Below are 14,656 nucleotides of genomic sequence, written 5' to 3' on the forward strand. Positions count from 1 at the left end.
AAAAAAGCCACCTTTAAGGTGGCTTTTACTTTATCTAATTCCATGATATAACCTATAGAATTTACCTTCTAATTTTAAAAGTTCTTTAAATGAACCAGATTCAACAATATTGTCATCTCCCAAGACATAGATTTTATCAAAATCTTCAAGGATACTAAGTCTATGAGTTATTGCGATAACAATTCTATCACTATATTCCTCTTTTATATTTTTTAAAATAGATTTTTCATTGATAATATCTAAGGCATTAGTTGCTTCATCTAAAAGAATCAAATCAGGATTTTTTAAGAATAATCTAGCCATAGCAATTTTTTGTCTTTGTCCAGAGCTCACATGAACTCCTCCTTCACCAATGATAGTATTTTCTCCTTCTGGAAATTTGTCAAAAATTTCATAAACATATGATTTTTCAATTGCAAAATTTAATTCATTGTCTAAACAATTTTCTTTAATAAGAGTTATATTATCAATAAGACTTCCATTTATAATATAATCGCTTTGATCAACAATTCCAAGTCGCTCTAAATAACTTTTGAAAGTTATGCTATTTAAAGGGATATTATTAATTAAAATTTCTCCACTTGTAGGGGTTAACGCTCTTTTTAAAAGAGAAGCAGTTGTGCTTTTTCCAATTCCACTTTCTCCAACTAAAGCTATTTTTTCACCTTGTTTTACTTTTAAATTAAAATTTTGTAAAATAGATTTTTCATCGTAAGAAAAACCAATATTTTTAAACTCAATAGAAGTAATAGGCTCTTTTAATGGAATTTCTCCATCAACTCTATTTTTAAGATTTATAATTTCTGTAAATCTATTAACTCCAGATATTCCTTTTTGATATATATCAACAAGACCAACCATTCTCATAATTCTAAGTCTAAAACGATCAACTAAAAGTAAGAAAGATAAAATAACTCCCATTGTAACTCCATCTTTTATATAGAGATAACCACCAGCCAAAATAATTATAAGTTGTGTTATATTTGAGTAAAAAGTAACTCCAGAAACAATTAAGCTAGAAGGGACCATATTTCTCTTTTCACTTTCTAAAAGAGTAGAGTTTTTTTCAAAAAATCTTTTCTGTGCATAATCTTCTAAATAATTATCTTTTAAAAAAGCAATTGTTCTTAAAATATCATGAAGATTAGCAGAAAGTAGACCTGAATTTTTTCGAACATTTCGATGTCCCGCTTTCATTTTTTTATTTTCTCTATAAACAAATATTAATGTTAATGGTAAAGGAAATAAGGTAATCAATGAAAGTTTTAAATCAAAATCAAACATAATAAAAATAGAGGCTAAAATAGTTATAACAGAGAAAATGAAATCTTCTAAACCTCTATGACAAAGAGTAGAAACACTATCTAAGTCATTAATAACTCTAGATATTAAATCTCCACTTTGATTTTTCTTAAAAAATTCACTAGGTTGATTTAAAAGTTTACTTAAAAGGTCATTTCTCATACTTTGTTTAATCTTACTTCCCATTAATTTTCCATTGGCTTGTGAATTAACAGCGAAGATTAATCGTAAAATATAAAGAACTATTAAAACTACAGAAAATTTTAACAGTAGATTAATATTTTTAGATGGAAGAGCATCATCAATTAAATTTTTAATTAAAAGAGGAGAGTAAACGTCAATAGCAGTCATAGCTAACCTAACACTTAAAAAGAGAATAAGAAGTTTATTTTCCTTTTTTAAATAGTAAATAAGAGTTCCAAAAGATGTCTTTTTCATAAAAAATTTCTCCTTAATATACATTTCTTTCTAACTTTAATAGTAACTTTTTTTTTATATAAAAGTCAATACTTAGCATAATAAATAATATAAATAATAGATGATAATGTTATAAATTTTAGATAATTTGATTGAAATTTGTACGATAAAGTGTTAATATTAATTAGATAAACTGTAATGGTTCAATTTGATTAAAAGGGAATTGAGTGTAAATCTCAAACGGTCCCGCCACTGTATAGAGGATGAAAATAGCAATACCACTGAGGTAATTTTAACCTTGGGAAGGGCTGTTAGTAGGGTGAATCTAAGTCAGGAGACCTGCCATTATTTAAAATTCTGCGAGGACAGAGAAGGTAAAGAAAATTACGCTTCTCTTTTAGTATTTCCAAAAGGGAGGTTTTTTTTATTGGTGAAAATTTTTGATTTAAAATAGTATATTAAAATGATATAGGGAGATTAGGTATGAATTTTTACAAAAACATGGAAAAAGGTGCAATTATAGCAGCACATTTTGGAACAACACACGAAGATACAAAAGAAAAAACAATAGATATAATAAATGAAAAATTAAAGAAAGAGTTTGATAAACTTGATTTTTTTCAAGTTTATACATCAAGAATTATAAATAGAATATTATCTAAAAGAGGTATTGAAAATTTAAATACTTCTCAAATTTTAGAGAAATTAATAGAACAAGGCTATCAACATGTAATTATACAACCTACTTACATAATAAATGGAACAGAGATGGAAGCTCTTAAAAGAGAAGTAGAGATTTACTCTGATAAATTTGAAGATATTAGAGTAGGAACTCCTTTATTGACAGAAGTGCAGGATTATTTTAACTTAATTGAAGTTATAGAAAAAGAAATTGGCAATTTAAAACACGATGAAGGTGTTGTAATGATAGGACATGGAACAGAACATCCAGCATTGTCAGCATATCCTATGCTGGCCTACATAACTAGAGATTTAAAAAACTCTATATATATTGGGACTGTTGAGGGATATCCTAGTTTAGAAAATGTTGTGAAAGAATTAAAAAGAGATAATAAAAGAAAAGTTACTTTAATGCCTCTTATGTTTGTGGCAGGAGATCATGCTAAAAATGATATAGCAGAAGATTGGAAAGAGGCTCTAGAAGAAAATGGTTTTGAGATAGAGGTAAATTTAAAAGGACTGGGAGAGATTGAATCTATTCAAAATATATTTATAGAGAAAGCTAAAGAGTTAGAATCTAGACAACCTGAAGACATATTAGTAAAAAAAGCAGAGTATGCTAAAGGAAGAAAAGCTTCTCATTAATTGGAAGAGTTAAACTCTTCCGCTTTTTATTAAAAGGAGAAAGTATGAAAAAAATAGTATTATTTTTATTAATAACTACTTTAAGTTTCTCTAGAGAGAGTATTAGAGCAGTTTCAACATCACAATTTACAACAGAGATTTTATTAGCTATAGGAGCAGAAAATCAACTTTTAGGAACTTCATATTTAGATGATGAAATATTGCCTGAGTTAAAAGAAAAATATGATAAAATTCCTATTTTATCAAAATCAGCACCTACAAAAGAGCAATTTTATGCTTTAAATCCTAATTTTTTAACTGGTTGGAAATCAATAGCAACACCTAAAAATTTAGGAACAGTAGAGGAACTAAAAGAGAATGGTGTAGAAGTTTTTTTTACTAAATCTCAAGATACTTCAAAAATAGAGGATATTTATAATGACATTTTAAATTTTGGAAATATATTTAATTTAGAAGAAAATGCTTGTAATCTTGTTAAGAAAATGAAGGAAGATATAGGTATAATAAAAGAGAAAAATAAATTTAAAGAAAAAGTTAAAGTTTTCGCATATGATAGCCAAGAATCAGCTCCTTTTGTAGTAGGTGGAAATGGAATAGGAAATACTATGATTGATATAGCAGGAGGAGAAAATATTTTTAAAAATACAAATTTTTCTTTCGGAGTTGGAGCTTGGGAAAAAGTTTTAGACGAAAATCCTCAGTTTATAATAGTTATAGATTATGGTAATACGAGTTATGAAAATAAAATAAAATATTTAAAAAATAACTCTCCAATATCTCAATTAGAAGCTGTAAAAAAGAATAGATTTATAAGAATACCATTGAGTTATATTTCACCAGGAATAAAGGTTAGTAAAGGAATTGAAATAATTTCCAGTGGATTAAGTGAGGATAAAAAGTGAAAGTAAAAGATAGAAATATAATTATAATATCTCTTATTTTAATTATAATTTTAGGAACAGTAGCAGTGACAATAGGAAGTGTTTCATTATCTCCAGTTCATGTTTGGAAGATTTTAGTAAATAAAATATTAAAAAGAGAGATTTTTTTTATTGAATGGAAAAAATCTACAGAGATGATTGTATGGAATTTAAGAGTACCAAGAGTTATTTTAGCTTTATTAAGTGGAGCAGGATTATCTTTAGTTGGAATTTTAATGCAGGCCTTGACGAAAAATTCTTTAGCTAGTCCATATATTTTAGGTATATCTTCAGGAGCTAGTACAGGAGCTGTAATATCTATTGTATTGGGAAGTATTTTAGGATGGTCTTTTTCACCAGGAGTAGGAGCTTTTATATTTGGAACTTTTACAGCTTTTTTGGTATTTTATTTAGCGGGAAATAGTGGATATTCTAGTACAAAATTAGTTTTAATAGGAGTTGCAGTCTCATCATTATTTTCAGGGATTACAACATTTTTGGTAACTACAGCAAAAAATGAATCACAATTAAGAGGAGCAATGTTTTGGATTTCTGGAAGTTTAGCAGGAGCTAGATGGGAAAATTTAATAATATTATTTTTAGTTTTAATATGTTCAATTATTTTAGTAACTTTAAAATATAGAGAATTAAATATTTTAATAGCAGGAGATGAATTAGCTGAAACATTAGGAGTTGATGTAAAAAAATTAAGATTTTTTATTGTCATAATTTCTACTTTTTTAACTGGTTTTATAGTTTCAGCAACAGGAGTAATTGGATTTGTTGGATTAGTAATTCCTCATATATGTAGAGGACTTGTAGGTAGTAATCATAAAAGATTAATACCTTGCGCAATTCTTTTGGGTGCTTTATTTTTATTAGGAACAGATACTTTAACTAGAGTTATATTTAAAACACAAGAGATTCCAATAGGAGTTATAACATCTATGTTAGGTGCTCCATTTTTTATGAGTATGTTAAGAAAAAATAGTTATAATTTTGGAGGATAATTGTGATAAAAATAGATAATTTAGATTTTAAAATAGAAAAGAAAGATATTTTAAAAAATATAAAATTAAATATAAAAGAAAAAAAATTTATTGGGATAATTGGAGAAAATGGATGTGGAAAAAGCACCCTTTTAAAAAATATCTATAGAAATTATATCCCTAAAAAAAATAGCATTTATTTAGATGGAATTGAACTAAATGATTATTCTGTAAAAGATTTATCTAAAAAGATATCTGTTTTAAGTCAAAATCAAAAGGTAATCTTTGATTTTACAGTTAAAGAAATTGTTGAAATGGGAAAGTATAATAAAAGTTCGTTATTTTCTAAAAAAGATTATGAAAATGAAATAGATGAAGCTTTAGAAAAGGTTGGGATGAAACATCTAAAAGACTCTAGTTTTTTAACACTTTCTGGAGGGGAGATGCAGAGAGTTTTAATAGCTAGATCTATAGCACAACAAAGTGAAGTGCTATTATTAGATGAGCCAACAAATCACTTAGATGTTAGATATCAATATCAAATTATGGATTTAGTAAAAAGTCTTGATAAAACAATAGTTGCAGTAATTCATGATATAAATATAGCAAGTCGTTATTGTGACTATATTTTTGCTATAAAAAATGGTGAGATAAAATATGAAGGAACACCAGAAGAGGTAATCGTATCCGACAAAATAAAGGAGATATTCCAAATAGAGGTAAAAGTGATAACTCATCCCTTAAATAACAAACCAATAGTAATTTTTTTATAAATTCTTTATAAAAAAATTAATTATATTCAGAAAAAATACAAAAAAAATAAAAGCTAGACTAAAAAGATAAAAATATGGTAAAATTTATAAAAATTTATAAAAATAACAAAATTAAGGAAAAGAATGGTGGGTTATGAAAAGAGGGAAAAAGATAGTAATAGGTATTTTAGTCTTTTTAGTAACATCAGTTTTTTACAGAGAGTTTACATTAAAGAATAACGAGGCTAAAAATAAAGAGATAATTGAAAATAAAGAGGTTGTAAAAATAGAGAGTAATATAGAGACTGAAACCGTTGTAATGGAAAAAACAGAAACTATAGAAAAAAATACTGAAGAAAATGTTGAAAATAAAATTACTTCGTCAAAAAGTGAAGTAACTAAGATAGAAAATAAAAAAATAGAAGAATCTATAGTAGATGAATCATCGTTAGAGGATTTAGAATTAGAGAATAAAATAGCTAAAGAGTGGGACGATCAAGAGGGACAAGAATTAGCAGAACTTGATAATACTATTGATTTAGAAGAAAAAATAGTTTTAGAAAATATGGAGTATGTTATTAAAAAAGGAGATACAATTTCAGATTTATCTAAAGAATATAAAATAAGAACAGATTATATCTATGCAAATAATATTGATAAAAACTTAAGAGTACTTCAGATAGGAAAGAAAATTAATATTCCTACAGAACCAGGAATATTCTATTCCGTAAAAAAAGGAGATACTTTTGAAGGTTTGTCAAAGAGATTTGAAGTGGATGTTAAAACAATAAAAGAAGATAATGAAGTTGATAGACTTTTAGTAGGTGCTAAAATTTTCTTAAGAGAACCTAAAGTCTCAAGATATTTAAATAGTTTTAAGCAAGAATATGTTAAAAAAACTAATTTAGGTACTTTTTCAAATCCATTGATGGCTATGAGTTTAACTAGTAGTTTCGGTTCTAGAAAACACCCAGTATTAAAAAGAGTTTTAAATCATGCAGGAGTGGATTTAAAAGCTAAAACAGGAACAAAAGTTGTTTCAGCTAGAGAAGGTGTTGTTAGTTTTGCAGGTAGAGCAAGTGGGTATGGGAAGCTTATTATAATCAAACATTCAGATGGGTATGAAACAAGATATGCTCATTTAAGCAAAATAGATGTAAAAAAAGGTCAAAAAGTATCTCAGAATCAACATATAGCATTAAGTGGAGCTACAGGAAGGGTTAGTGGGCCTCACTTACATTTTGAAATAAGAAAAAATGGAAAAATAGAGAATCCGTTGACGTATCTAAAATTTTAATAAAAATCCCCCAATTGATTGGGGGATTTATTTTTTGATAAAAGTTTAAGGAGATGTATAATGATTTCAAAAAATAAAGTTATAATAACAACCTCAGTAGTATGTTTAGTATTTTTATTTTGTGTCTCACTTTTCATAGGAAATTATGAAATAAATTTTTTTAATGGAATAAAATTACTTTTTGGTAGAGGAGACAATAACTCTTTAGAATATAAAATTTTTTGGAATTTAAGGGTTCCAAGAACTATTATGGCAATAATAGTTGGTATGTTGCTTGGAAGTAGTGGAGCTATAACTCAAACTCTTTTTAAAAATCCAATGGCAGATCCCTATATAATTGGAATTTCAGCAAGTGGAACATTTGGAGCAGTAATAGCTTTTTTATTAGGTTTTTCAGAAACATATTTTGGAATTTTTGGTTCAATTTTTTCTTTTATTACTTCAATTTTAATTTTTAAACTTTCTAATAATAAAAGAGGAAATTTAGATTTATCTACCCTTTTAATTATAGGAATAGCAATATCAGCTCTTTTAAGAGCAATAATCTCTTTAACAATGTATCTAGTTGGAGAGGATAGTTTTAGAGTGGTTCTTTGGACAATGGGATATTTAGGAGGAGGGGATTGGAAAAAAATTATAATTCTATTAATTCCTTTGACATTTTCATTGATATATTTTTATATAAATAGATATAACTTAGATGTAATCCTCCTTTCTGATGAAGAGGCTCATAGTTTAGGAATAAATATAAAAAAATTTAAATATAAAGTACTTATGATATCAACATTTATGGTTGGCTTTTCAGTTGCCTTTACAGGTATGATTGGATTTGTAGGACTTATAATTCCTCACTTAATAAGAATTATATTTGGAAGCAGTAATATTAAATTAGTTCCATTATCAATGTTTTATGGTGGATTTTTTCTTTTATTTTGCGATACAATTTCAAGAGGAGTCTCTACTACAATGGAGATACCAATAGGAATTGTAACTGCTATATTTGGAGCACCATTTTTTATATATTTAGCTTTTAAAAATAGAAGAGGTGTATAACGATGACTTTAAAATTAAAAAATGTAGCATATTCATATGGGAAAAATGAGATTTTGAGAAACATAACTCATGACTTTATACCAGGAGAATTAGTAGGAATATTAGGAGCTAATGGATGTGGAAAATCTACACTTTTAAAAGTTATTATGGGATTTTTAGAAAAAACTAATGGAAAAATATACCTTGATAATTTGGATAGTGAAAATTTTTCAAGAAAATCTTTTGCTAAAAAAGTGTCTTTTATAGCTCAAAAGTCAAGTCAAAATTTAAATTTTACAGTGTTAGAAATTTTAAAGCTAGGAAGAGTACCACATTTAAAAAATAGTTTTAAAGGTCTTGGTGATGAGGATGAAAAAATTATACAAGATGTAATAAAAAAATTAAATTTACAAGAGTATTTAAATAGAGATATAAAGAGTTTAAGTGGAGGAGAATTTCAAAGAGTTTTGTTAGGAAGAGCATTTATTCAAGAGGGAGAAGTAATTCTCCTAGATGAACCAACTTCAGCATTGGATATAAATTATTCTTTAGAATTTTTAGAGTTATTAAAAGAGAGAATAAAAAAGAAAAATCTTATAGGAATAATCGTTATACATGATATAAATTTAGCATCTTTATTTTGTGATAGAATTCTTTTTATAAAAGATGGAAAAATACCAATTGCAGGTAGACCTAAAGATGTAATAAAAAAAGAGTGGTTAGAAAAAGTATATGGTTTTAAACCAGAGATTTTAAACTTAGACGAAGATATATACGTATTGCCAAAAAGAGGTGAAAAATGAAAAGGATAATTGTGATTTTTTTTCTATTATTCTCAAATATCTTTTCTTTAGATATAGATGGGAAATATGTTATTGGGGAAAAAGGAGAAAAGATAATCTTAAAAGAGTATAGCAGAATAGTTGTATATAACTTTGGTGCTGCAGAAATTTTATATAAACTTGGAGCTGGAAATAAAATTGTAGCAATAGCAAACCATAGTAAAGAGATATGGCCAAAAGAAAAAACAGAAAAATTACCATTAGCTGGAAATATATCAAAACCATCATTAGAAAAGATATTATCTTATAATCCCGATTTGGTTATTTTTAATGTTATGGGAAATGAAAAGATAGGATTAGATAAATTTAATATTCCTTCAATAACTTTTTCTAATAAAAATTTAAATGACATTTTAAAAAATACATTGATTTTAGGAAAACTAACAAATAAAGAAAGTGAGAGTATAAAGGTTGTAGAAGAATTGAATAATAAATTAAACTATATAAAAGGTAATTTAAAATTAGAGGGCAAAGCTTTAGTATTATATTCTGATACTCCTCCAACATCTTTTGAAAAAAAATCTCTTCCTGTAGAAATATTAGAAACATTGGGATTAGAGGTCATAGTACCAGAAATGGGTAAAAAACCAATAGTTTCTTCAGAGTATATTTTAAAAGAAAATCCAGATTATATAATAGGAACTAGAAGTATAAAAAATATTGACGGGATAGTAAATGGAATACCTTTAATTGAAGAAACAAAAGCTTATAAAACTAAAAACATACACGTAATTGATTCAAGTGAAATACTAAGAGCTTCCCATAGAGTTTTCGATGAAATAGAAAAAGTTTATTTTCAATTAAAAAAATAAAAAAAGTCAAATTTTTAAAATTTGCCATATTTTAGCCATAAAACTTTGTTAATATAAGTGTGTAAAGAAAAGACAAAGAAAACTTAGGAGGTATGAAAATGAAAAAATTTTTATTAGTATCTATGATGGCTTTAGGATTAGGAACAGTGGCAATGGCAAAAGGAAATAATGGACACAGAATGTCAAATAACACATATAATAATGGTGGAAAAATGATGGTAGGTCAATGTCAAACAAGTGAAGAAAAAGCTTTAATGAGAGAAAAAATGAGAACAAATCCAAAGCTTCAAGAGGGAAGAATTAAACTTCAAGAAAATAAAGTAGCTATGATGAAAGAGATGGCTAAAGAAAATCCTAATTTTACAAATATTGAAAAAATAAATAAGGATAGAGCTAATATTCAAGCTGAGATGAAAACAGAGCAAATGAAAATGAGATATGATATGTTAAAAGCTAATAAAACTAACAATTAGTTACTAAAGAGCAAGGTTAATTCCTTGCTCTTTTTTGTTGAATAATATATACTTTAAGTATAAATATTATTAAAATTTTGGAGGGTGAGATGTTATATTATATAAAAGCTGGTGGACCGATTCTTTATATTTTACTTATTTTATCAGTTGTTTCTTTAGGAGTAATTTTAGAGAGGTCTTTGTGTTTTATAAAAAATAAAACATCAGTTGATTCAATGTTTAAAAAAGAGATTAAAGAACTTTTAATAGATAAAAAATACGATGAAGCAATCGAATTTTCAAAAAAAGAAAAAGGTGTTGTAGGTAAAACTCTTACAAAATTTTTAATTCGTTATTGTTTAGTTGGAGATTATAAAAATAGTGATGAACTTTTGAGAGAGATAGAGTTAGAAGAGATGGATATTTTAGAAAAAAATACATATATTTTAGGGATAATAGCATATACAGCACCAATGATAGGACTTTTAGGAACAGTGACAGGGATGATACAAGCTTTTGGAAAAATTGCAATCTCTGGAACTGGAGATCCAAATGCTATAGCAGGAGGAATATCTCAGGCATTATTAACAACTGCAGGGGGCTTAATAATAGCTATTCCTTCGATAATAGCTTATAATATTTTTAACAAGAAAATAGAAAAAATGAGTTTAGAAGTAGAAAAAGTAGCGACATTTATAGTAAATATAGTGAAGAGGTAAGATAATGAAAAGAAGAACTAAAAGAAGAAGTTTAGCAACTCCAGACTTAACTCCTTTAATTGATGTTGTTTTCCTGCTTTTGATTTTTTTTATGTTAGTTACAACTTTTGATAAATATAGTGGATTTAAATTAGAGCTTCCAAAAGGTGAGATAGTTTCAGAATCATCTAAAGGAGTGTATGAATTAGTTATAGATAAAGATGAAAATTATTTTTTAATGATTGATAAAGTTTCTAATCCTGTTATTCTGGAAAAAATAGGAGAGAAAATAATAAACATAAATGAAATGACAATAAGTGCAGATAAAGATTTAAAATATGAGGTTATAGTAAAGTCGATTGGTATTTTAAAAAACAATGGTGTAGATAAAGTGGAGCTGAATTTTTATGAATAAATTTTATCTCTTATCTGCTTTTCTACATGGGATAATTATATTTTCTATAATTGGATTTTCAAAAGATGAGGAGATAAAATTTAAAGAGAAAAATAGTGTGATAGTATCAGTAAAAAATAGAAAAGCAATTAGTAATATTACAAATGTTTCTTTGGAAAAAGAGGAGAAAGAAAAAAAGGAAAAAAGTATAGAAAATAAAGTTGAAGAAAAGAAAAAAACATTAGTTGAAGAAAAAATTATAAAAAAAGAAGTTATAAAAAAAGATAATACTAAAAAAAATCTAGAGAAAAAAAAATCTAAAGATAGTAGTTTAAATAAAAAAGATAAAGTTTCTGAGAAAAAGGAAAAATATAATGAATTTAAAGATCAAAATAGATTTTTACAAGGGGAAGATGGAGTCTTTACAGCAGTCTCTTTAGATGGAATAGAGTATGAAATAATAAAAGAAATTGATCCTCAATATCCACTAAAAGCTAGAAAAATTGGATATAATGGGGTAGGAATAGTAAAGGTAAAATTTCTTGTAGATTTAGATGGAAGTATAAAAAATATAGAATTTATATCAGGAGAAACTAAATTTGGTTTTAAAGAAGAAGTTGAAAAAGCATTAAAAAAATGGAAATTTAAACCAATTACATATAAAGGAAAAATAATAAGAGTTCATTTTGAAAAAGAATTTAAGTTTAAAAAGGGATAAGAGATTGGGTAGAGTAAGAAATATGAACTCTACCTGTTTTATATTTATGGGGAGGAAAAATGGTAGATTTTAAATTAACCTTAGATCAAAGTTTAAAGTTGGCACTTTCTATGGAGATGAAATTATCTATAGATATTTTAAAAATGAGTTTAAAAGAATTAAGAGATTACTTAAGAGATGAAAGTATAAAAAATCCAAATATAGAGATAATATACTCAAAGCCTTTAATATTAAAAAATGATGATTATGAAAATTATATTGAAAATATTAGTGAAAAAGATGAGAGTTTAATTGATTATTTAGAGGAACAAGTTACTTATTTAGATTTAGAGAAAAAAACTAAGGAAATTTTAGGGTATCTAATAAATAATTTAGATGAAAAAGGTTATTTAATAGGGAATTTAGAAGAATTAAGAAAAGATGGAAATTTTAAATTAATACCTTTTAAAAAAGCATTAAGTATTTTAAAGACTTTAGAACCTTTGGGAGTAGGAGCAGAAAATTTAATAGACTGTTTAAAAATACAGTTAAATCATAAAGATATTTTAACTCCTACTTTGGAGCTTATTTTAGAAAAAAATTTAGAGGATATAGCAAAAAATGATTTAAAAAAAATAGCTTTAGAACGAGATATAACAATGGAAAAGGTTGCAAACTATGTAGAGATAATAAAGCAGTTAAATCCTAAACCAGCTAGAGGATTTTATGTTAATAAGAAAACTAGGTATATAATACCAGATTTAATAGCAGAAATTTTAGAAAATAATATTATTGTAAGTTTAAATGAAGAGGATATTCCAAAAATAAAACTAAAAAATGATGAGGGATCAAAAAATGAATTTGCATTACTTTTAGCAATAGAAAGAGGTATAAAAAAAAGACAGGAAACACTATTAAAAGTTGGAAACTACGTATTAAATTATCAAAAAGAATATATTATTTTCAATAAACCATTGAAAACTTTGAAAGTAAAAGATATAGCTTATGAGTTAACTTTACATGAATCAACAATCTCTAGAGCTTTAAAAGATAAATATATAAAAATAAATGGAAAAGTAGAAAATTTAAGAAATTATATTATTTTGGATGATAAAGCGAATATAATAAAGGATGAAATTATAGAGATTATTAAAAATGAAAATAAAAATTCACCACTTTCAGACGAAAAAATTTTAGAAAAACTTTTATTAAAAAACTTCAATTTACAGAGAAGGACAGTTGGAAAATATAGGGAGGAACTTGGAATTCCATCTAGTAGAAAAAGAAAAAAATAGGTAATAAAAAAGTATTTATGTTATAATAGGCACTAAAGATTATTTTTGTATTAAATATATGAATTTTATAATTGAAGAGGTGTACCTTAAATGAAAAACCTAAGTGATTTACAAAAAAAAGATTTAGAACATATTTTTCATCCTTGCTCACAGATGAAAGATTACGAACAGCTGCCTCCTATGGTAATAGTAAAAGGAGATGGATTATACGTAGAAGATGAATTTGGAAATAGATATATGGACTGTGTTTCAAGTTGGTGGGTAAATTTATTTGGACATTGTAATCCAAGAATTAATGCAGCTATAAAAGAGCAAATAGATAAATTAGAACATATAATTTTTGCAAACTTTTCTCACGAGGCAGCAATTGAACTAGGAGAAAGATTAACAGAGGTTGCCCCAGAAGGATTAAATAAGCTTATATTTACAGATAATGGTTCATCAAGTACAGAAGTAGCTATAAAATTAAGTTTTCAATATCATACCCAAATGGGAAATCCTCAAAAAAATAAGTTTGTTTCAATAGAAGGAGCTTATCATGGAGAAACAATTGGAGCTTTAGGTGTTGGAAATATGGATAGATTTACAGATGTATATAAACCTCTTTTAAGAGAGGGAGCAAAGATAAAAGGGCCAGATTGTTTTAAATGCTCTTTTGGGAAAAAAAGAGAGAGCTGTAATGCTGAGTGTTTCATTTATATGGAAGAATATTTGAAGGAAAATGGAGATACTGTTTCAGGAGTAATTATTGAATCTATGGTTCAAGGTGTAGCTGGAATGAGAATATACTCTCCAATATACTTAAAAAAGTTAAGAGAGTTAACAAAAAAATTGAATATTCACTTAATAGTAGATGAGATAGCAATGGGATTTGGAAGAACAGGTAAAATGTTTGCTATAGAGCATGCAGATGTTAGTCCTGATATTATGTGTATAGGAAAAGGATTAACAGCGGGATATTTTCCTATGTCTATAGTATTGATAACTGATAAATTGTATAATGCTTTTTATGCAGATTATTCAGAAGGAAAATCATTTTTACACTCTCATAGTTATTCTGGAAATCCAATAGGATGTAGAATAGCAGTTGAAACATTAAAAATTTTTAAAGAAGAAAATATACTAGAAGTTATAGGAAACAAAGGTGATTATCTAAGAAAAGCTGCAGAAAAAAAATTAAAGGATATCCCATATTTTGGAGAATATAGACAAATAGGATTAATTGGAGCTATTGAATTAGTTGATATTCCTGGAGAAAGAGCCGGATATGAAATATACAAAATAGCTTTAAAAAAAGGTGCTATTTTAAGACCATTAGGAAATATTGTTTATTTTATGCCACCTTATATAATCAAAGAGGAAGAGATAGATAAAATGTTAGATATCTTTATTGAATCACTTAGGGAATATCTGGAGACAATCGAATAAAAG

At 26.4% G+C, this 14,656-nt stretch carries 15 protein-coding genes and 1 riboswitch; of the genes, 14 read left to right on the top strand and 1 reads right to left on the bottom strand.

Annotated elements, in window-relative coordinates:
* Positions 1–30 precede the first annotated feature (30 nt).
* Positions 31–1,740 carry an ABC transporter ATP-binding protein gene (locus NON08_RS05335; protein WP_256690399.1) on the bottom strand — a complete coding sequence of 570 codons (1,710 nt, stop codon included), beginning with the start codon at positions 1,738–1,740 and terminating at the stop codon, positions 31–33.
* A gap of 161 nt (positions 1,741–1,901) precedes the next feature.
* Positions 1,902–2,081, top strand: a riboswitch (cobalamin riboswitch).
* A 121-nt stretch (positions 2,082–2,202) separates the two neighbouring features.
* On the opposite strand from NON08_RS05335, the gene NON08_RS05340 reads away from it, so the two are divergent.
* The 14 genes from NON08_RS05340 (at position 2,203) to bioA (ending at position 14,653) form a co-directional block, all read left to right on the top strand.
* A complete protein-coding gene (locus tag NON08_RS05340; RefSeq protein ID WP_256690400.1) occupies positions 2,203–3,045 on the top strand; it encodes a sirohydrochlorin cobaltochelatase in 843 nt (280 codons plus the stop codon).
* Positions 3,046–3,089: 44 nt separating this feature from the next.
* A complete protein-coding gene (locus NON08_RS05345) occupies positions 3,090–3,947 on the top strand; it encodes an ABC transporter substrate-binding protein (RefSeq protein WP_256690401.1) in 858 nt (285 codons plus the stop codon).
* Positions 3,944–4,975 carry a FecCD family ABC transporter permease gene (locus NON08_RS05350; RefSeq protein ID WP_256690402.1) on the top strand — a complete coding sequence of 344 codons (1,032 nt, stop codon included), beginning with the start codon at positions 3,944–3,946 and terminating at the stop codon, positions 4,973–4,975. Before NON08_RS05345 ends, NON08_RS05350 begins: the two co-directional genes overlap by 4 nt.
* Positions 4,976–4,977: 2 nt before the next feature.
* Complete coding sequence (locus tag NON08_RS05355; RefSeq protein ID WP_256690403.1) at positions 4,978–5,727, top strand: ABC transporter ATP-binding protein; 750 nt, start codon at positions 4,978–4,980, stop codon at positions 5,725–5,727.
* A gap of 133 nt (positions 5,728–5,860) precedes the next feature.
* Positions 5,861–7,003 carry a M23 family metallopeptidase gene (locus NON08_RS05360; protein WP_256690404.1) on the top strand — a complete coding sequence of 381 codons (1,143 nt, stop codon included), beginning with the start codon at positions 5,861–5,863 and terminating at the stop codon, positions 7,001–7,003.
* Positions 7,004–7,063: 60 nt separating this feature from the next.
* Positions 7,064–8,056 carry a FecCD family ABC transporter permease gene (locus tag NON08_RS05365; RefSeq protein WP_256690405.1) on the top strand — a complete coding sequence of 331 codons (993 nt, stop codon included), beginning with the start codon at positions 7,064–7,066 and terminating at the stop codon, positions 8,054–8,056.
* A 2-nt stretch (positions 8,057–8,058) separates the two neighbouring features.
* Positions 8,059–8,838 (top strand): ABC transporter ATP-binding protein, encoded by a 780-nt coding sequence (locus NON08_RS05370; RefSeq protein WP_256690406.1) that lies wholly within the window; start codon positions 8,059–8,061, stop codon positions 8,836–8,838.
* The gene (locus tag NON08_RS05375) at positions 8,835–9,689 is read left to right on the top strand and encodes an ABC transporter substrate-binding protein (protein ID WP_256690407.1); all 855 of its coding nucleotides are present in this window, start codon (positions 8,835–8,837) and stop codon (positions 9,687–9,689) included. The genes NON08_RS05370 and NON08_RS05375 overlap by 4 nt, the downstream gene beginning before the upstream one ends.
* Positions 9,690–9,787: 98 nt before the next feature.
* Positions 9,788–10,162 (top strand): hypothetical protein, encoded by a 375-nt coding sequence (locus tag NON08_RS05380; RefSeq protein ID WP_256690408.1) that lies wholly within the window; start codon positions 9,788–9,790, stop codon positions 10,160–10,162.
* A gap of 89 nt (positions 10,163–10,251) precedes the next feature.
* Positions 10,252–10,860, top strand: coding sequence for a MotA/TolQ/ExbB proton channel family protein (locus NON08_RS05385; protein ID WP_256690409.1), 609 nt, complete (start codon positions 10,252–10,254; stop codon positions 10,858–10,860).
* A 4-nt stretch (positions 10,861–10,864) separates the two neighbouring features.
* Complete coding sequence (locus NON08_RS05390; protein ID WP_256690410.1) at positions 10,865–11,254, top strand: ExbD/TolR family protein; 390 nt, start codon at positions 10,865–10,867, stop codon at positions 11,252–11,254.
* Complete coding sequence (locus NON08_RS05395) at positions 11,247–11,951, top strand: energy transducer TonB (RefSeq protein ID WP_256690411.1); 705 nt, start codon at positions 11,247–11,249, stop codon at positions 11,949–11,951. Before NON08_RS05390 ends, NON08_RS05395 begins: the two co-directional genes overlap by 8 nt.
* 59 nt (positions 11,952–12,010) lie before the next feature.
* A complete protein-coding gene (rpoN, locus tag NON08_RS05400; protein ID WP_256690412.1) occupies positions 12,011–13,225 on the top strand; it encodes an RNA polymerase factor sigma-54 in 1,215 nt (404 codons plus the stop codon).
* Between the two features lie 90 nt (positions 13,226–13,315).
* The gene (gene bioA / locus NON08_RS05405; RefSeq protein WP_256690413.1) at positions 13,316–14,653 is read left to right on the top strand and encodes an adenosylmethionine--8-amino-7-oxononanoate transaminase; all 1,338 of its coding nucleotides are present in this window, start codon (positions 13,316–13,318) and stop codon (positions 14,651–14,653) included.
* Positions 14,654–14,656 lie beyond the last annotated feature (3 nt).

Origin of the sequence: Cetobacterium sp. NK01, from assembly GCF_024506395.1 — a bacterium.
GTDB lineage: Bacteria > Fusobacteriota > Fusobacteriia > Fusobacteriales > Fusobacteriaceae > Cetobacterium_A > Cetobacterium_A somerae_A.